Genomic DNA, 17,090 nt, shown 5'->3' with positions numbered 1-17,090 from the left:
CTATGCCATGACGCAGCGCACAAAGTCCATGCGGCAAGCCGGCAAATTCATGCAGTGGTAGCGGGGAGAATGGCGGAGAGGGTGGGATTTGAACCCACGATACCCTTGCAGGTATGCCGCATTTCGAGTGCGGTGCATTCGACCACTCTGCCACCTCTCCGCATAGTCGGTCGGCGCCCTTCGACGCGGGGCGGTACATAGCGGGTGTCGGACGGGCTTGCAAGGGGGATCGCCCGAGGAATGTTCATCTATTTGTCACGGTGACGGAAATTCCCTTGACAGTTTTCACCGCCTCACCTATTGCGCAAGGTGCAGTGGCATAGGTTTCACTTGTGCCGCGACGCTGGTTCTTTGTGTCATGCCTTACCGGCACTTTGCAAGGAACCGCATGAGCCGGCGATGCGCCAATGCATCGCCATTCCGAGCGACTGATAAAAAGACGGCCTTGCCTTGACGGGCAAAGAGCCGGCACGAACATGAAAGGATATAAAATGTTCGCAGTCATCAAGACCGGCGGTAAACAGTACCGCGTGGCCGCCAACGACGTTCTGACAATCGAAAAGCTGTCGGGCGACGCTGGTGCAAAGATCGAATTCACCGAAGTGCTGATGGTCGGCGTTGGCGCCGATGCCACGATCGGTGCGCCCTTCGTCGAAGGTGCCATCGTGACGGCCGAAGTCGTCGAGCATGGCCGCGCCAAGAAGGTCATCGCCTTCAAGAAGCGTCGTCGCCAGAACTCGAAGCGTTCGCGCGGTCATCGTCAGCACAACACGACTGTCCGTATTCTCGATATCGCAGCCGCCGGCGGCAAGGCAAAGAAGGCTTCCAAGAAGTCTGAAGCCGAAGCCGTTGCAGCAGCCGAATAATCCGGACAGGTAAAGGAGAACTCCCATGGCACACAAAAAAGCTGGCGGTTCCTCGCGCAACGGTCGCGATTCCGAGTCCAAGCGCCTTGGCGTGAAGAAGTTTGGCGGCGAAGCCGTCCTCGCAGGCAACATTATCGTCCGCCAGCGCGGCACGCAGTGGCATCCCGGTGCCAATGTCGGCCTCGGCAAGGATCACACGATCTTCGCTCTTACAGCTGGCAATGTGAATTTCCGTACGAAGGCCAACGGTCGCGTTTACGTGTCTGTCGCCCCGAAAGCGGAAGCAGCGGAATAAGCCGGTAGCGCTCTAAAACAGCCGGTGTCTCATTGACCCGGCTGGCGTTACAGGTTCAGGCCTGACGAAAAAGGGGAGATGGGGCAAGACCCATCTCCCCTTTTCCCGTTCCGGAGGACTGAACCATGCAAACCGAACTGTTGAGAGGAGACCAATCACGGTCTCCCAAGGAAAGGCTGAGGCCTGAACGGCCAAGGACCGATTGCCCGATCTTGCTGTCGCAGAGGCTCGTCATGAGAGCTCCGCACGAAGACGACATCGACGCCCTTGCCCATCTCGCCAACAACGCCAACATCGCCAACATGGTCGCCCGCATGCCCCACCCCTATACGGTGGCGGATGCCGCCGATTTCGTGCGACGCACACGCGCCGGCGCGATTGGCAAGTGCGTCTATGCCATTACCAAAGCCGACAACGGCGCCTTCCTCGGCTGCTGCGGGATCGAGCCGCATGAGGACGAACGAACCGTGGAACTCGGTTATTGGCTGGGCGAACCGTACTGGAACCAGGGTTATGTCACCGAGGCTGCCCACGCGCTGATCGACATGGTTTTTCGCACCCGCGATGTCGAGCAGATCGATGCGCGGTGCCGGGTCATGAACATTCCGTCGCGACGGGTCATCCAGAAGTGCGGCTTCCAGTTCCAGGCGACCGGCATGGTGCAGAGCCTTTCGGTCGGCGGCATGGTGCCCGTCGAATGGTACAGGCTCGACCGCAAGACCTGGGTCTCGCTGAAGAGCTGGGGAGGCATGCGATGAACGCCATGCAGACCCCGATGGAACGCGCGCGCGTCACGGGACCCGGGCCCTGCCCGACCATCGCGACGGCGCGCCTGACGCTCCGCCCGCACCGCATGTCCGATGCCGACGCCATCGCCCAGTCGCTCGGCGATTTCGAGGTCTCGCGCATGCTGGCGCGGGTGCCGGCGCCCTATGACCGGCAGGACGCGACGGAATGGCTTGCCGTCGCGACCACCGACCTCAACGAGGGCTGGTCCTTCGCCATCACCGCGGGAGACGACGTGCATATCGGCTGTGTCTCCTTCGAGCGCCGCGGCGGCGGGTGGGAACTCGGCTACTGGCTGAACCGCTTCTATTGGAAGCGGGGCTACATGAGCGAAGCGGTGCACGGGGCAACGGCACGGTTCCTGATGCGGATGCCTGGCACGGACATCCACTCCGGCATCTTCGCCGACAACGTCGCCTCGCTGAGGGTGCAGGAAAAGACAGGCTTCCGCATCACCGGGTGCAGCGACGTGTTCAGCGTCGCCCGCGGCGCCATGGTTCCGCATATCGAGACGCGGCTGGAGCCCGGCGATTTCCGCCCGTCGGCACCGCGGCACTGAGACAGACCGGGGCGGAGCGATTCGCCCCGGTTTCTCACGACAGCTCGAACCAGACCGGCAGGTGGTCGGAGCCGAAGGCGGTTTCGTCGACCCAGGCATCCGTCAGGCGTTCGACGAGGCCGTGGCTGAGGAAACAATAGTCGAGGAAGAGGCGGTCGGCATGGTTCTTGGGGTCGATCCAGCTATAGCTTGCGGCATGTCGCTTGCCGAGACCGGCCAGCGCGTCGACCGGATGGGTGGCGCGGATCTGGCGGCCGTAGAGCGCGTCGACGCTGCCGGCCATCTCGTTATATTCCGGCGATTCCGGCACCATGTTGAAATCGCCCATCAGCACGTAATCCTCCGGCACCGGCGGTTCGGCCAGGCCGAATTCGTGCGCGCCGGAAATCGCGCCGCCTTCAAAGCCGTAGAGCTGGGCGCGATCCTTGAGGTGACGGATCTGCGCGATACGCTCGTCACGGTGGACATGGTCGAGATGCACGGAATAGATGCGGATGGCGCCCTTCGGCGTCGCGATGACCGCTTCGGTGGCGCCGCGTTGCAGGTTCAGCTTGTCGAGGGTGCGGGTGCGCGGCAGAAGGATCGCGCGGGTCGACAGGATCGGCCAGCGCGAAAAGATCATGTTGCCGAACTGGAAGCGGCGGTTGACCGCGCGACCCTGCTCGATCGCCGAGCCGGCATCGAGATCGCAGGCCGCGCCGAAGACGGAATAATGCGTGGCAAGCAGGGTCTGCAATTCCGCGACCATGTCGACATGGCCGTTGCGGTGAAAGTTGCGGGTCACTTCCTGCAGCGCGATGATATCGGCACCGTGGATGCTGGAAACGATGCGCGGCAGGTCGAAACGATCGTCGAGACCGATGCCATACTGGACGTTGTAGCTGACGAATTTCACGATAGTCTTTGACCTCTCAGGCAAGCGGCTATATCGAAGACGGCATTAAAGCAATTCCAGCAAAAGTGTGCAGCGGTTTTGCGCCCGGAATTGCGTAAAGCAAAGAGCTGGAGCGTTTTCACGATTCGAAGAAGCGTGGAAGCGCACCAGGCGAAGACAAGAAAAGCGAACGGCGAGCCGATGAAATTCCTGGACGAAGCAAAAGTCTATATCCGGTCCGGTGACGGCGGGGCAGGGGCTGTCTCGTTCCGTCGCGAAAAATTCATCGAGTTCGGCGGGCCGGACGGCGGCGACGGCGGACGCGGCGGCGACGTGTGGGTGGAGGCCGTCAACGGCCTCAACACGCTGATCGACTTCCGTTTCCAGCAGCACTTCAAGGCCGCGACCGGCACGCACGGCATGGGCCGCAACCGCACGGGCGCCAATGGCGACAGCGTGACGCTGAAGGTGCCGGTCGGCACGCAGATCTTCGAGGAAGACAACGAGACGCTGATCATCGACATGGTCACCGAAGGCCAGCGCTTCAAGCTTGCGGCCGGCGGCAATGGCGGCTTCGGCAACACGCATTTCAAGTCGTCCACCAACCAGGCGCCGAACTGGGCCAATCCGGGCCTCGAAGGTGACGAAAAGACCATCTGGCTGCGGCTGAAGCTGATCGCCGATGCCGGCCTCGTCGGCCTGCCGAATGCCGGAAAATCGACCTTCCTCGCGACCTGCACGCGCGCCCGGCCGAAGATCGCCAACTATCCCTTCACCACGCTGCACCCCAATCTCGGCGTCGCGACGATCGACGGCGGCGAATTCATCCTCGCCGACATTCCGGGCCTCATCGAGGGTGCGCATGACGGCATCGGGCTCGGCGACCGTTTCCTCGGCCATGTCGAGCGCACGCGCGTGCTGCTGCACCTCGTCTCCGCGCAGGAGGAGGACGTCGCCAAGGCCTACAAGACGGTGAAACACGAGTTGGAAGCCTATGGTGGCGGCATCACCGACAAGCCGGAGATCGTGGCGCTGTCGCAGATCGACCTGCTTGGCGAGGACGAACTGAAGCAGAAGACCAAGGCGCTTCAGAAGGCGAGCGGCCAGAAACCGTACCAGATTTCCGCCGTTGCCGGCGTCGGCATGACGGGCACGCTCAGGGCGCTGCGCGACATTATCGTTGAAGCCAAGAATTCCGGATCCGACGACTGAGATGACGAGACAGCGCAAACCGCTCGGAAAATACCGCCGGATTGTGATCAAGATCGGCTCGGCGCTGCTTGTCGATCGCGCGAGCGGCCTAAAAAAGGCATGGCTCGATGCCCTGTGCGAGGACATTGCGGCGCTGCGCGCCGGCGGCACCGAGGTGCTCGTCGTCTCCTCCGGCGCCATCGCGCTTGGCCGCTCCGTGCTGAAGGTGCCCTCGGGTGCGCTGAAGCTGGAGGAAAGCCAGGCGGCGGCGGCCGTCGGCCAGATCGTGCTGGCGCGCGCCTGGTCGGAAAGCCTTTCGGCGGGCGGCATCATCGCCGGCCAGATTCTGCTGACGCTCGGCGATACGGAAGAGCGGCGTCGTTATCTCAATGCACGTGCGACGATCAACCAGTTGCTGAAACTCGGCGCCGTGCCGATCATCAACGAGAACGACACGGTCGCGACCACCGAGATCCGCTACGGCGACAACGACCGCCTGGCCGCGCGCGTCGCCACGATGACGGGCGCCGACCTGCTCGTGCTGCTCTCCGATATCGACGGGCTCTATACGGCCCCGCCGCATCTCGATCCCGACGCGCGTTTTCTCGAAACGATCGACGCGATCACGCCGGAGATCGAGGCGATGGCCGGCGGTGCCGCCTCGGAACTGTCGCGCGGCGGCATGCGGACGAAAATCGATGCCGGCAAGATCGCGACGGGTGCGGGCTGCGCCATGATCATTGCATCGGGCAAGGTCGATCATCCGTTGCGGGCGGTCGAGGAGGGCGCGCGTTCCTCCTGGTTTGCGCCTTCCGGCTCGCCGGTTACGGCGCGCAAAACCTGGATTGCCGGGCAGTTGCAGCCGGCCGGCCGCCTCGAAATCGATGCCGGCGCGGAAACGGCGCTGACCTCGGGCAAAAGCCTGCTGCCCGCCGGCGTGCGCGGCGTCTGGGGCTCGTTTTCGCGCGGCGACACTGTCTCGATCTATGGCACGAACGGGCGCGAGATCGCCCGCGGGCTTGCCGGCTATGATGCCGACGAAGCGCGCCTGATCGTCGGAAAAAAATCGGCGGAGATCGCCGCCATTCTCGGTTATGCCGGCCGCGCCGCCATGGTGCACCGGGACGACCTTGTGATGACCGCCCGCTCTGCGGCGCCGCTTGCCGAGGCGGGAAGGGATGTAAGCCATGCTTGACCAGGCCAAGAAAACCGACATCGACAGCCTGATGGCCGAGATCGGGCGCAACGCCCGCGCCGCCGCCCGGCCGCTGGCCATTGCGATGGCCGAGCAGAAGAACCGTGCGCTCGAAGCGATGGCGGCGCAGATCTTCGCGAACCGCGACGCCATTCTCGCCGCCAATGAAATCGACCTCGCCAATGCGAAGGAAAGCGGCGTCGCCGCCTCCTTCATCGACCGGCTGACGCTGACGGCCGAGCGCATCGAGGGCATCGCCGCCGCGATCCGCGATATTGCGGACCTGAAGGACCCGGTCGGCGACGTGATTGCCGAATGGGACCGGCCGAACGGCCTGCATATCGAGCGCGTGCGCACGCCGCTCGGCGTTATCGGCGTCATCTATGAAAGCCGCCCGAACGTCACGGCCGATGCCGGCGCGCTGTGCCTGAAGGCCGGCAATGCCGTGATCCTGCGCGGCGGATCGGACAGCGTGAATTCATCGCAGGCGATCCATTCCTGCCTCGTCGCGGGCCTGAAGGCCGCCGGCCTGCCGGAACATGCGATCCAGTACGTGCCGGTGACGGACCGCGCCGCCGTCGGCGCCATGCTGTCCGGCCTCGGCGGCACGATCGACGTCATCGTGCCGCGCGGCGGCAAAAGCCTTGTCGCCCGCGTGCAGAGCGAGGCGCGCGTGCCGGTTTTTGCCCATCTCGAAGGTCTCTGCCACATCTATGTCGACAAGTCCGCCGACCTCGACATGGCCAGAAAGATCGTCGTCAACGCCAAGATGCGCCGCACCGGCATCTGCGGCTCGGCTGAAACCCTGCTGATCGACCGCGCTAGTGCGGACACCCATCTGGCGCCGCTGGTGGAGGGCCTGCGCGCCGCCGGCTGCGAAGTGCGCGCAACGGCGGAAATCCTCGTCCGCGTTCCGGGTCTCATCGAAGCCACCGAGACCGACTGGTCGACGGAATATCTCGATGCCATCATCTCGGTCACTCTGGTCGACGGCATTTCCGGCGCGATCGAGCACGTCAACCGCTGGTCCTCCGCCCACACGGAGGCGGTCATCGCCGAGGATCCGGCCGTCGTCGAACGCTTCTTCACGGAAATCGACTCGGCGATCCTGCTGCACAACGCCTCCACGCAATTCGCCGATGGCGGCGAGTTCGGCATGGGCGGCGAGATCGGCATTGCGACGGGGAAGATGCATGCGCGCGGCCCTGTCGGCGTCGAGCAGCTCACCTCCTTCAAATACCGGGTGCGCGGCACCGGACAGGTGCGGCCCTGACGTGACGCCGGACGCCATTGCAGACCGCTACCTGAAAATGCCGCATGTCGAAAAGGGCATGGCGGTGGGCCTGTTCGGCGGCTCGTTCAACCCGCCGCACCAGGGCCACGCGCTCGTTGCCGAAACGGCGCTGCGCCGGCTCGGGCTCGACCAGCTCTGGTGGATGGTGACGCCCGGCAACCCCCTGAAGGACCACCGCCAGCTGGCGCCGCTTGCCGAGCGCATCCGGCTGAGCGAAGCGATCGCCCCCAGCCCCCGGGTGAAGGTGACGGCCTTCGAAAAACGCCTCGGCCAGAGTTATACGGCAAAGACGCTGGAGCGCGTGCAGGCGCTGAACCGCGGCGTCAACTTCGTCTGGATCATGGGCGCCGACAATCTCGGCACCTTCCACCGCTGGCAGAACTGGCACAAGATCGCCTGCACCTTCCCGATCGCCGTCATCGACCGCCCCGGCTCGACGCTCTCCTACCTCTCGTCGCGCATGGCGAAGACCTTCGACTATGCCCGCGTCGACGAGGAGGATGCGATGAGCCTTCCGGGCCGCCGGGCACCGGCCTGGACCTTCATCCACGGGCCGCGTTCGGCGCTGAGTTCCACGGCGCTGCGCGACCGTGCCACCTTAGATAAAACCATCCCTCAGAAGTGATGTCTTGAAAACGGCATACATTGATGCCTACATTTACACTGTGCCGGTTAGGTAATGCCGGTGCGAGACGTGCTGTCCTGTTACCCGGAAAGGAACGAAGCTGACAACAGTGCACGCAAAGGGAAGCGCCCACAGCGTCTTCTCGAAAAGCCCGGGACGTGGCGACGATGCCGCCGACCGCGCGCTTCAACTGGTCCTCACTAGCCTCGAGGACTCGAAGGCAGAAGATATCGTTTCCATCGACATTGCCGGAAAATCGGCGCTGGGCGACTACATGGTGGTCGTGTCCGGACGCTCGAACCGTCACGTCATGGCGATTGCCGATCACCTCATCTCCGATCTCAAGGACGAAGGCCTGGGCAATGCCCGCGTCGAGGGCCTGGAGGCCGGCGACTGGGTGCTGATCGACGCGGGCGATATCATCATCCACGTGTTCCGGCCGGAAGTCCGGGAGTTCTACAACCTTGAACGGATGTGGGCAGCTCCCGAGATCGAGGACGGCACCGTCCATTAATAGACGCCGGACGCCTGTCCGGCGAGGAAAAGCGGGTGCGCGGCTTGAAGCGCACTCACGAACGGACAGGGTTTGGGCGATGCGGGTTGGACTTTTCGCGGTTGGACGGCTGAAAGCCGGCCCTGAGAAGGATCTTGCGGCCCGCTATCTGGACCGTTTCGCCAAGGCCGGCCCCGCCATCGGCCTGGAACTCGGCAAGATTGCCGAAGTCGGCGAAAGCCGCGCCGGCAATGCCGAGACGCGCAAGCGCGAAGAAGCGGTCCTGCTGGAAAAGGCGCTGCCGGACGGCGCCGTGCTGATCCTGCTCGACGAGCGCGGCAAATCGCTCGATTCGCCCGCCTTTGCCGATCTCATCGGCAATTTCCGCGACGGCGGAAAACGCGACCTGATGATCGCGATCGGCGGTGCCGACGGGCTCGACCCCGCCCTCTACAACCGGGCCGACGCCACGCTCTGCCTGGGAAAACTCACCTGGCCGCACCAGCTGGTGCGCATCCTGCTCGCCGAGCAGCTCTATCGCGCCGTCACCATCCTCTCCGGCCATCCCTATCACCGCAGCTGAAGCGCAATCGTCACGCAAGCCTGGGGGTGCAGGGTGGCAGAGGCCGTATTTTCGGCGCGGTTTGTTGACCAAGTGTTTCCCGACAGCGGGATTTCTTGGCGAAACCCCCAAATCAGCATAGAGCGTTAGGGGAACGGACGTTCGGGAGACGATGAGGAAAGCCGGCACAGCCAATCCGGACAAGGGGATCAGTCGCCTGCTGCGACCGGCCTTGCTTTCGGCCGTCCTGTCGCTGACCCTTGTTTCCCACCCCATTGCCGCCGAGCCCGATATCGCGCTGGAAAAGACCGGCTCGCTGCCGAAGGCCGAGCCCGATCCGGCCGCGGCCCTCGCACTGCGTCGTGACAGCACGCGCCGCGAACTCGAAATGCTGTCCCAGTCGATCACGGTTTCCGGCGAGAAGACGAAGGAGCTGGAAGCCGAGATCGCCACGCTCGAAAAATCCCGCCAGAGCCTCCGCGAGGCCATCGTCAAATCAGCCGCGATGCGCAAGGACATGGAAAACAAGATCCTGGCGGGCGAAAAGCGGCTGGAGGGCATGCGCGAGCGGGAGGCGGGCGTACGCGCCTCGCTGCACGAGCGGCGCGGCCTGCTGGCGGAGGTTCTCGCCGCCCTCCAGCGCATGGGCCGCAACCCGCCGCCGGCGCTGCTCGTCAAACCCGAGGATGCGCTCTCCTCCGTGCGCAGCGCCATCCTTCTCGGTGCCGTGGTGCCGGGCATCCGCAAGGAAACCGAGGAACTCGTCGCCGATCTCAAAGAATTGATGGATGTGAAGACGGACATCGACCGCGAGCGCACCGAGCTTGCCCAGGCCATGCTGCTGCGCGTGGAAGAGGAAAAACGCTCGGAATTGCTGGTCGCCCAGAACGAGGCGCTGACGGCAACCAACAGCCGCACATTGGCCGCGGAACGCCGGCGCGCCGAGGAACTTGCCGCCCGCGCCACCAGCCTGGAAGGCCTGATCGGCGGCCTGGAGCGCGATATCGGCTCGGTGCGCGATGCCGCCGCCCTGGCGCGCTCGAAGGAAGAGGAACGGCGCAACCAGACGGACGCCGAACGGGAGCGGGCGAGGGCGCTCGCGCGCGACTCGGTGCCCGACAAAAACCGCATTGCTCCGGCATATGAATTCCCCGAACTGCAGGCAAAACTGGACTTTCCCGTGGCCGGCGACGTTCTGCGCCAATTCGGCGAAGCGGACGGCACCGGTCATGATTCGCAGGGGCTGACGCTCGCCACAAATCCCGGCGCGCTGGTCACCGCCCCTTCGGATGGATGGATCGTCTTTGCCGGCACGTTCCGCAGTTACGGGCGCATGATCATTCTGAATGCGGGGGAGGGCTACCATCTTGTGCTCTCCGGCATGGACCGGGTGAGCGTGCGAGAGGGTCAATTCGTCGTGGCGGGAGAACCGCTCGCCGTGATGGGTGAAAAAAGGGTCGCGAGTGTCAACGCTTTGACGCTGGAAACGGACAAGCCGACACTTTACATTGAATTCCGAAAGAACGGAAAACCGGTTGATTCCCGGCCGTGGTGGTCCGCAAAAAATTCTGGAAAGGCACGCAATGATACGTAGGGCTTCACTTGTGATCGTCGGTGCACTCATGGGTGCGACCGCCATGAGCGTCATCAACACGGCGACATTGCCTGCCGAAGCTGCCGGCTCGTCAACTTATCGTGAGCTCTCCATCTTCGGAGACGTCTTCGAACGCGTGCGCGCGCAATATGTGACGCCGCCGAAGGAAGACCAGCTGATCGAGAATGCCATCAATGGCATGCTCACCTCGCTCGACCCGCATTCGTCCTACATGAATGCCAAGGACGCCGACGACATGCGCACCCAGACGCGCGGCGAATTCGGCGGTCTCGGCATCGAGGTGACGATGGAAGACGAGCTCGTCAAGGTCATCACCCCGATCGACGATACGCCGGCCGCCCGCGCGGGCGTTCTCGCCGGCGACTTCATTGCCAAGATCGACGGCGCGGACGTGCGCGGCCTGAAGCTGGAAGAAGCGGTCGAGAAGATGCGCGGCGCCGTCAACACGCCGATCAAGCTGACGCTGATCCGCAAGGGCGCCGACAAGCCGATCGAACTCACCATCATGCGCGACATCATCGCGGTGCGCGCGGTCAAGTCCCGCGTCGAGAACGATGTCGGTTACCTCCGCGTCATCTCCTTCACGGAAAAGACCTATGACGACCTCGAAGCCGCGATCACCAAGATCAAGGAAGAGGTCCCGGCCGACAAGCTGAAGGGCTATGTGCTCGACCTGCGCCTCAACCCGGGTGGTCTTCTCGACCAGGCGATCAATGTCTCCGACGCTTTCCTGGAGCGCGGCGAGGTCGTCTCGACCCGCGGCCGCAACGAGGACGAAACCCGCCGCTTCAACGCGACGCCGGGCGACATCACCGACGGCAAGCCTGTCGTCGTGATGATCAACGGCGGCTCGGCTTCGGCCTCGGAAATCGTCGCCGGCGCATTGCAGGATCTGCGCCGCGCCACCGTGCTCGGCACGCGATCCTTCGGCAAGGGCTCCGTGCAGACCATCATCCCGATGGGCGACGCAGGCGCGCTGCGCCTGACGACCGCGCTCTACTACACGCCATCAGGCAAATCGATCCAGGGCACCGGCATCACGCCGGACATCAAGGTCGAACAGCCGCTGCCGGCTGAATTGCAGGGCAAGCTGGAATCCGCCGGCGAATCGAACCTGCGCGGCCACATCCAGGGCCAGAGCGAAACGGAAGAGGGTTCCGGCTCCTCGGCCTATGTGCCGCCGGAAGCCAAGGACGACCTTCAGCTTCAGTACGCGCTCGAGCTGCTGCGCGGCCAGAAGACCGACCCGTCCTTCCCGGCCAATCCGGAAAAGGCAGAGCTGAAGAACTAAGCCGCTTCACCCGGGCCCGTCACCGCACGGGCCCGGATTTCTTCTTGCACCTTCCGGCCAGCACGGACTGACCTTGGGCACAGACATTCACGCACCTCTCGGCCAGGACCGCAAGGCAAGGCCAGGACCGGCAGGACCGTCGCGGTTCTCCGCCGGCAATGTCGTGTTTGCCGCGGCGATCGCCGGCATCTTCGGCTTTTCGGCCTGGACCGCGCTTGCACCGAGCGACCTCAAGACCGCGCCGCTCGCCATTCCGGCGGAAGAAGCCGCCTCCCGGACGACGACCGACACCAAACCCGACCAGAAGACGGCCGAAGCGAAGGACGGCGTGCGCCGGACGACCGGCCTTTCCGGCGTTCGCGTCGAGGAGACGCTGACCGACGACGGCAATGTCGTGCGCAAATACACGCCGGGTGCCCGCGACGGCACCGGTCCGCTCATCATCGAGGCGAACCGCATCGGCCAGGATGCGCGCTCGGCCGCCTTCCCGAACGAGGACCTGCTGGAAGAAACCTCCGACGGGAAAATCCCGATCATCGGCCTCGACGGCACGCGGCCGATGGACCAGTACGCCCGGCCGTGGTCCGGCGCGCGCGGCACGCGCATCGCCATCGTCGTCGGCGGTCTCGGCCTCAGCCAGACGGGCACGCAGCGCGCGATCCGCGCGCTGCCCGGCGAGGTGACCCTGGCCTTCGCGGCGAGCGGCAACAGCCTGTCACGCTGGATGCAGGAGGCACGCCGCAACGGCCACGAGATCCTGCTGCAGATGCCCTTCGAGCCCTTCGACTATCCGCAGAACGACCCCGGCCTCTACACGCTGCGCACCGACCGCGGCGAGACCGAAAACCTTGCCGAACTGCATCGCGCCATGGCGCAGATCACCAACTATACCGGCATCGTCAATTTCATGGGTGGCCGCTTCCTCTCCGATGCCGATGCGCTGGAACCGGTGATCCGCGACGTTTCGAGCCGCGGCCTCCTGTTCCTCGACGATGCAAGCTCGGCCCAATCGCTGTCGGGCACGATCGCCGGCGCCGTCGAAGCGCCGCATGCCTTTGCCGACCTCCAGCTCGACGCCGACCTTTCGCGCGACGCGGTGCTGAAGAAGCTCGACGAGCTGGAGCGCATCGCGCGCCGCAACGGCACGGCGATCGGCATGGCCTCGGCCTTCGACGAAAGTGTGGACGCGATCCGCGAATGGTGCGAGGAAGCCCAGGGTCGCGGCATCGAGATCGTCGGCGTCGCGTCGCTTGCAGCCGTTCCCGCCAAACAATAGGAATTTTCGATGGGCAAGGATAAGGACAAGGTGGTTCGGGCCGAGGACCTGCCCTACCGCCCCTGTGTCGGCATCATGGTGCTGAACGCGGACAACAAGGTCTGGGCCGGCCGGCGGATCCCCGTCGGCAATTCCGAATATGACGGTTCGCCGCAGCTCTGGCAGATGCCGCAGGGCGGCATCGATGAGGACGAGGACCCGTTGGCAGCGGCCCACCGCGAACTCTACGAGGAGACCGGCATGAAGAGCGTCTCGCTTCTCGCCGACGCCGGGCGCTGGATCAATTACGACCTGCCGGCCCAGCTGATCGGCATCGGCCTCAAGGGCAAATATCGCGGCCAGACGCAGCGCTGGTATGCCTTCCGCTTCGAAGGCGACGAAAGCGAGATCGCCATTAATCCGCCGCCCGGCGGCCACGATCCGGAATTCGACGCCTGGGAATGGAAGCCGATGCGCGCGCTGCCGGAGCTCATCGTACCCTTCAAGCGCAAGGTCTACGACGACGTCGTCGCCGCCTTCGCGCACCTGGCGCCCTGAAACAAACTCGCCTCACCCTCGGCGTCACCCTCGGCCTTGAGCCGAGGATCCATTTTTCGGCAGGAGGCGTGGATGGTCGGGTCAGGCCCGACCATGACGAGGGAGAGGTTTGCGGTATTTGGCAAGCAAGTCATGACCTCCACCAGAGGTGGAGGTTTGAAACGCTGCGCTTGAACCGCTAGAAGCGGTTTTGCTATGTGTTAGTAGCTAGGATTAAAGAGGTCGGCAAAGTCGGAAGCTTTGTCGACCTTTTCCTGATTACGGATATAACGTCTGACGACCTGCTCATCATAGCCAGCCGTCGACACGAAGTACCCTCGCGCCCAAAAGTGGTAGCCCTTGTAGCGCCGTTTGCGGGCATACTTGTTGGCAACGTAAATTGCCGTCTTGCCCTTCAAGAACCCAACAATGTGGGAAACCGAGTATTTCGGTGGGATTGATATCAACATGTGCACATGGTCGGGCATCAGATGCCCTTCCTTGATCTCGCATCCTTTTTGTCGAGCAAGAGTATGCAAAAGATCACCCAACTCACGCCGTACGTCCCCGTAAAGGCGTTTCGTTCGGTACTTACTTGCGAAGACCACATGGTATTTGCAGTCCCACGTCGCGTGTGATTGCGATCGTTCGTCCATAAAACCTCCGTTCTATGTCTCGGCCGATCTAACGGTCCAAGCACGGAGGTCTCTCAACTACAATGTAGAACCCGTCCAGTCCTCCACCAAAGGTGGAGGTTTATTTATTTCATAACAAAAATCCCCGGCGAAGCCGGGGATTTTCCATTCCGGATAGCGCAAACGCGCCTTATTCGGCTTCGTTGGCCGGTGCGGCGTTGAGCTGGCCGTACTTTTCCGGGCCGAGCTTGCTCAGAAGCTCAAGCTGGGTTTCGAGGAAGTCGATATGGCCTTCCTCGTCGATCAGCAGCTCTTCGAAAAGTTTCATGGTGACGTAGTCACCGGCGTCATGACAGATGTCGCGCGACTTCTTGTAGGCCGTACGGGCGTCGTACTCGCCGGCAAGGTCGGCTTCCAGCACTTCCTTGACGTTCTGGCCAATGCGAAGCGCTCCGACGGTCTGAAGGTTCGGGTGGCCTTCGAGGAAGATGATGCGGGCAACCAGCTTGTCGGCATGCTGCATTTCTTCGATCGATTCGGCGCGCTCCTTCTTGGCGAGAAGCGTGTAACCCCAGTCCTCCAGAAGGCGGTAGTGGAGCCAGTACTGGTTGACAGCACCCAGCTCGAGATAGAGCGCTTCGTTAAGCTGCTCGATGACTTTTGTGTCGCCTTTCAAGGTCCGCTCTCCTGTTTTCTTCATGGAATTGTTTGAGGCGGGTCATGAAATCAAATATCTCGTCATCCGTCGAGTGGCGGCCGGCATGGTACTGCTCGGTTGTGCGGATGATGATGTCGACGACGTTGGGGAAACAGCCGCAGCAGCGGCCCCGTTTTTGCATCGCGTGATAGACTTTTGCAGGCACGATGAGCTGCCAACAGTCCTCGTTGAGGAGCTCGTTGATCACATCGACAATTTCACTATCGGTTATGAAGTTGCAGCTGCAAACCAGCATTTCGTCTTGCCTGTCATACGCAAAGCACTGAGTTTCCGGCATTAAGCAAAAGACGACCTTTGCTGTCAAGAATGAACAGGTCAGCCTTGCTGACTCATAGATTTAGAGTCATTCTAATCTTGATTATAAATATCGTATTTTCATAGGGTTACAGATCGATGACATGCCGAAAACTCCGAAAACGGTGCGGCGAACGGACCGATCACGTTTTGTTGCAAAAGTCGTTTTCCCTGCCTTCTTCCGAAAACCCGGGTCTCCGGCGCCCATGAGGCCGAATGTCGAATCGTCGCGCGAACCATCCCATTTACGCATAGGATGCAGGCGGCGCATGCAAATTCGACCCTCGAAAAACGCTGGAAATCGTCTATATGACGGGCAAAGGAGAGCCCATGGCCCGCATAGACCAGACCGACGATTGGCGGACGCGCCATGCTCCGACGATCAGCGCGTTCGAATCGCTGGCGCTCGAAGCCTATGGACACCTGCCGGAAGAGTTCCGCGCGCTCACCGGCAATCTCATCATCGAGATCGCCGAGTTCCCGAGCGACGACGTCTTCGAGGACATGGCGCTCGAAACACCCTTCGACCTGCTGGGCCTGTTCGAGGGCCGCGGCATCCCCGAACGCTTCACCGTCGAGACCGGCGAAATGCCCAACCGCATCACCCTCTACCGCCGCCCGATCCTCGACTACTGGGCCGAGAACGAGGAAACGCTGGGCGATATCATCACCCACGTGCTGATCCACGAGATCGGCCACCATTTCGGCCTGTCGGACGACGACATGGAGCGCATCGAGGCAAGCGCCGAGATCGCGGCGGGCTGAGCCGGGCTGCGGGATGGCGGGCAAAAAAATCCGCCCACCTCTCCTTCGTCATGGTCGGGCTTGACCCGACCATCCATGCCGCGTGGATCCTCGGGTCGAGCCCGAGCAACTGTGTTGTGAGATGTCAAGACAGGAACGCTCTGTTGTCCCTCACGGCTGCATTGAGGGCGACGAGGAGGCGTCTTGCGATGGCGATGATGACGAGCTTGGCTGGTTTGCCCTTGTCGCGCATGGCTTTGGATACGGCCTTGAACGGGCCGGAGCGGCAAGCGGCCAGGGCTGCCATGTAGAGCGCATCGCGCACGCGCTTTCGCCCGCCCCAGATGCAGCGCTTGGCGCGCATGGTGCCGGAATCGCAGGCGATCGGCGCCAGGCCTGCAAGCGCGCTGATGGCCCGCCGGTCCCGCTTGCCCAGTTCCGGCAGATAAGCCAGCAGGACCTTTGCCGTCACCGGTCCGACGCCAGGGGCAGAACACACGATGGCCTTCTGCGCTGCAAGAGAGGGCGCGCACGCCAGCAGCGCCTCCATGCGGGCTTCCAGCACCTCGATCTGCCGGTCGAGCGCATCGATCACCTGCAAGAGGCTCTCCTCAAGCCAGTCGGCATGCGGCTGGGCCAGGCGGATGCGCTCGCTCTTGCGCATCTCGACCAACTGATCGCGGCGGTCCATGAGGTCGCGCAACCGTTCGCGTTCCGGCTCGCACCGCTCCTCGGCCGGCAGGGCCAGCGCTGCCCCGTATCGCGCCAGCATGACGGCATCGACCCGGTCCGTCTTGGCCAGGAAACCGGCCGCCCTGGCGAATTGGCGTGCCTTGCGCGGATTGGCCCGGTGAAACGCCTGCCCGGCTTCGTGCAGGCGGCGGCACAGGGCCCGATCGTAAGGGCCGGTCGCTTCCAGGACGCAGAAGCTTTCCTGCGTGCCTAGAAACGCGACAAGGGCTGCGTGCCCTTTCGTGTCATTGCTGAACCGGCATCGCCGCCCTGTCGGATGAAGGAAGCAATCCAGCCATTGTTTGGAAACGTCGATCCCGACGGTGCAAGGTGCTATGGTCATGAGGCCCGGCCTTATCCTGCGGGATCGCCGCGCCAACGGCATCCCGGTCAACTGTTCGGGTGAAAACGCGACAAGGGGCAGCGGACCGTGCTCGGACACGGTCTTCTGAAGACCTGGGATGACAATGGTACGCTGCCCACCGCTCCATCATAACAAATCAGGCGGCACGCACAGATAAGGATGACG

At 63.2% G+C, this 17,090-nt stretch carries 19 protein-coding genes, 1 tRNA gene and 1 pseudogene; 15 read left to right on the top strand and 6 right to left on the bottom strand.

Annotated elements, in window-relative coordinates; translation table 11 throughout:
• Positions 1–70: 70 nt before the first annotated feature.
• Positions 71–160 (bottom strand) — tRNA-Ser (locus tag VGN93_RS00505).
• 331 nt (positions 161–491) lie between these two features.
• Between VGN93_RS00505 and rplU the strand changes: the two are divergent.
• From rplU to VGN93_RS00485, 4 genes and pseudogenes are all read left to right on the top strand, one after another.
• Positions 492–803 (top strand): annotated as a pseudogene (gene rplU / locus VGN93_RS00500) (50S ribosomal protein L21); the annotation flags it as partial.
• Positions 804–891: 88 nt separating this feature from the next.
• Positions 892–1,161, top strand: a complete 270-nt coding sequence (rpmA, locus tag VGN93_RS00495) for a 50S ribosomal protein L27 (protein ID WP_134648437.1) — start codon at positions 892–894, stop codon at positions 1,159–1,161.
• A gap of 125 nt (positions 1,162–1,286) precedes the next feature.
• Entirely contained in the window at positions 1,287–1,919 is a 633-nt protein-coding gene (locus tag VGN93_RS00490; RefSeq protein WP_319324803.1) for a GNAT family protein, read from the top strand.
• The gene (locus VGN93_RS00485) at positions 1,916–2,506 is read left to right on the top strand and encodes a GNAT family N-acetyltransferase (RefSeq protein ID WP_327505908.1); all 591 of its coding nucleotides are present in this window, start codon (positions 1,916–1,918) and stop codon (positions 2,504–2,506) included. Before VGN93_RS00490 ends, VGN93_RS00485 begins: the two co-directional genes overlap by 4 nt.
• A gap of 34 nt (positions 2,507–2,540) precedes the next feature.
• On the opposite strand, the gene VGN93_RS00480 is transcribed toward VGN93_RS00485, so the two are convergent.
• A complete protein-coding gene (locus tag VGN93_RS00480; RefSeq protein WP_327505907.1) occupies positions 2,541–3,401 on the bottom strand; it encodes an endonuclease/exonuclease/phosphatase family protein in 861 nt (286 codons plus the stop codon).
• A 180-nt stretch (positions 3,402–3,581) separates the two neighbouring features.
• Between VGN93_RS00480 and obgE the strand changes: the two genes are divergently transcribed.
• The 10 genes from obgE (at position 3,582) to VGN93_RS00430 (ending at position 13,459) form a co-directional block, all read left to right on the top strand.
• Complete coding sequence (gene obgE, locus VGN93_RS00475; protein ID WP_327505906.1) at positions 3,582–4,592, top strand: GTPase ObgE; 1,011 nt, start codon at positions 3,582–3,584, stop codon at positions 4,590–4,592.
• A gap of 1 nt (position 4,593) precedes the next feature.
• Entirely contained in the window at positions 4,594–5,766 is a 1,173-nt protein-coding gene (proB, locus tag VGN93_RS00470) for a glutamate 5-kinase (RefSeq protein WP_327505905.1), read from the top strand.
• Positions 5,759–7,039 (top strand): glutamate-5-semialdehyde dehydrogenase, encoded by a 1,281-nt coding sequence (locus VGN93_RS00465; protein WP_327505904.1) that lies wholly within the window; start codon positions 5,759–5,761, stop codon positions 7,037–7,039. Before proB ends, VGN93_RS00465 begins: the two co-directional genes overlap by 8 nt.
• 16 nt (positions 7,040–7,055) lie before the next feature.
• Entirely contained in the window at positions 7,056–7,685 is a 630-nt protein-coding gene (locus tag VGN93_RS00460; protein WP_327505920.1) for a nicotinate-nucleotide adenylyltransferase, read from the top strand.
• 100 nt (positions 7,686–7,785) lie between these two features.
• Positions 7,786–8,199, top strand: a complete 414-nt coding sequence (gene rsfS, locus VGN93_RS00455; protein WP_319324823.1) for a ribosome silencing factor — start codon at positions 7,786–7,788, stop codon at positions 8,197–8,199.
• A 79-nt stretch (positions 8,200–8,278) separates the two neighbouring features.
• Positions 8,279–8,761 (top strand): 23S rRNA (pseudouridine(1915)-N(3))-methyltransferase RlmH, encoded by a 483-nt coding sequence (gene rlmH, locus VGN93_RS00450; RefSeq protein ID WP_319324793.1) that lies wholly within the window; start codon positions 8,279–8,281, stop codon positions 8,759–8,761.
• A gap of 151 nt (positions 8,762–8,912) precedes the next feature.
• Positions 8,913–10,334 carry a murein hydrolase activator EnvC gene (locus VGN93_RS00445; protein ID WP_327505903.1) on the top strand — a complete coding sequence of 474 codons (1,422 nt, stop codon included), beginning with the start codon at positions 8,913–8,915 and terminating at the stop codon, positions 10,332–10,334.
• Entirely contained in the window at positions 10,324–11,646 is a 1,323-nt protein-coding gene (locus VGN93_RS00440) for a S41 family peptidase (protein ID WP_319324789.1), read from the top strand. The genes VGN93_RS00445 and VGN93_RS00440 overlap by 11 nt, the downstream gene beginning before the upstream one ends.
• 73 nt (positions 11,647–11,719) lie before the next feature.
• A complete protein-coding gene (locus tag VGN93_RS00435) occupies positions 11,720–12,922 on the top strand; it encodes a divergent polysaccharide deacetylase family protein (protein WP_327505902.1) in 1,203 nt (400 codons plus the stop codon).
• Positions 12,923–12,931: 9 nt separating this feature from the next.
• Complete coding sequence (locus VGN93_RS00430; protein ID WP_327505901.1) at positions 12,932–13,459, top strand: RNA pyrophosphohydrolase; 528 nt, start codon at positions 12,932–12,934, stop codon at positions 13,457–13,459.
• Positions 13,460–13,659: 200 nt separating this feature from the next.
• Here the strand turns inward: VGN93_RS00430 and tnpA are convergent, their stop codons facing one another.
• The 3 genes from tnpA to VGN93_RS00415 form a co-directional block, all read right to left on the bottom strand.
• Positions 13,660–14,094 (bottom strand): IS200/IS605 family transposase, encoded by a 435-nt coding sequence (gene tnpA / locus VGN93_RS00425; protein WP_327505900.1) that lies wholly within the window; start codon positions 14,092–14,094, stop codon positions 13,660–13,662.
• A gap of 169 nt (positions 14,095–14,263) precedes the next feature.
• Positions 14,264–14,749, bottom strand: a complete 486-nt coding sequence (bfr, locus tag VGN93_RS00420) for a bacterioferritin (RefSeq protein WP_319323566.1) — start codon at positions 14,747–14,749, stop codon at positions 14,264–14,266.
• Positions 14,715–15,068, bottom strand: coding sequence for a (2Fe-2S)-binding protein (locus VGN93_RS00415; RefSeq protein ID WP_327505919.1), 354 nt, complete (start codon positions 15,066–15,068; stop codon positions 14,715–14,717). The genes bfr and VGN93_RS00415 overlap by 35 nt, the downstream gene beginning before the upstream one ends.
• Positions 15,069–15,415: 347 nt before the next feature.
• Here VGN93_RS00415 and VGN93_RS00410 point away from each other — a divergent pair, with 347 nt between their 5' ends.
• Entirely contained in the window at positions 15,416–15,850 is a 435-nt protein-coding gene (locus tag VGN93_RS00410; RefSeq protein ID WP_327505899.1) for a metallopeptidase family protein, read from the top strand.
• A 124-nt stretch (positions 15,851–15,974) separates the two neighbouring features.
• On the opposite strand, the gene VGN93_RS00405 is transcribed toward VGN93_RS00410, so the two are convergent.
• Positions 15,975–17,003: an IS110 family transposase gene (locus tag VGN93_RS00405; protein WP_327505898.1), complete on the bottom strand. Its 1,029-nt coding sequence runs from the start codon at positions 17,001–17,003 to the stop codon at positions 15,975–15,977.
• Positions 17,004–17,090 lie beyond the last annotated feature (87 nt).

The sequence above is a fragment of the Shinella sp. genome (assembly GCF_035998705.1).
In the GTDB taxonomy this organism is placed as follows: domain Bacteria; phylum Pseudomonadota; class Alphaproteobacteria; order Rhizobiales; family Rhizobiaceae; genus Shinella.
The sequence above is the reverse complement of the archived record's forward strand: the minus strand, read 5'-3'. Positions and strand labels throughout refer to the sequence as shown.

Excerpts from the sequence above, each read along its gene's own strand:
- obgE (WP_327505906.1), top strand. The coding sequence starts at position 3,582 with ATGAAATTCCTGGACGAAGCAAAAGTCTATATCCGGTCCGGTGACGGC.
- VGN93_RS00465 (WP_327505904.1), top strand. The coding sequence starts at position 5,759 with ATGCTTGACCAGGCCAAGAAAACCGACATCGACAGCCTGATGGCCGAG.
- tnpA (WP_327505900.1), bottom strand. The coding sequence starts at position 14,094 with ATGGACGAACGATCGCAATCACACGCGACGTGGGACTGCAAATACCAT.
- rlmH (WP_319324793.1), top strand. The coding sequence starts at position 8,279 with ATGCGGGTTGGACTTTTCGCGGTTGGACGGCTGAAAGCCGGCCCTGAG.
- VGN93_RS00415 (WP_327505919.1), bottom strand. The coding sequence starts at position 15,068 with ATGCCGGAAACTCAGTGCTTTGCGTATGACAGGCAAGACGAAATGCTG.
- VGN93_RS00410 (WP_327505899.1), top strand. The coding sequence starts at position 15,416 with ATGGCCCGCATAGACCAGACCGACGATTGGCGGACGCGCCATGCTCCG.
- VGN93_RS00430 (WP_327505901.1), top strand. The coding sequence starts at position 12,932 with ATGGGCAAGGATAAGGACAAGGTGGTTCGGGCCGAGGACCTGCCCTAC.
- proB (WP_327505905.1), top strand. The coding sequence starts at position 4,594 with ATGACGAGACAGCGCAAACCGCTCGGAAAATACCGCCGGATTGTGATC.
- VGN93_RS00490 (WP_319324803.1), top strand. The coding sequence starts at position 1,287 with ATGCAAACCGAACTGTTGAGAGGAGACCAATCACGGTCTCCCAAGGAA.
- rpmA (WP_134648437.1), top strand. The coding sequence starts at position 892 with ATGGCACACAAAAAAGCTGGCGGTTCCTCGCGCAACGGTCGCGATTCC.
- VGN93_RS00445 (WP_327505903.1), top strand. The coding sequence starts at position 8,913 with ATGAGGAAAGCCGGCACAGCCAATCCGGACAAGGGGATCAGTCGCCTG.
- VGN93_RS00485 (WP_327505908.1), top strand. The coding sequence starts at position 1,916 with ATGAACGCCATGCAGACCCCGATGGAACGCGCGCGCGTCACGGGACCC.
- VGN93_RS00440 (WP_319324789.1), top strand. The coding sequence starts at position 10,324 with ATGATACGTAGGGCTTCACTTGTGATCGTCGGTGCACTCATGGGTGCG.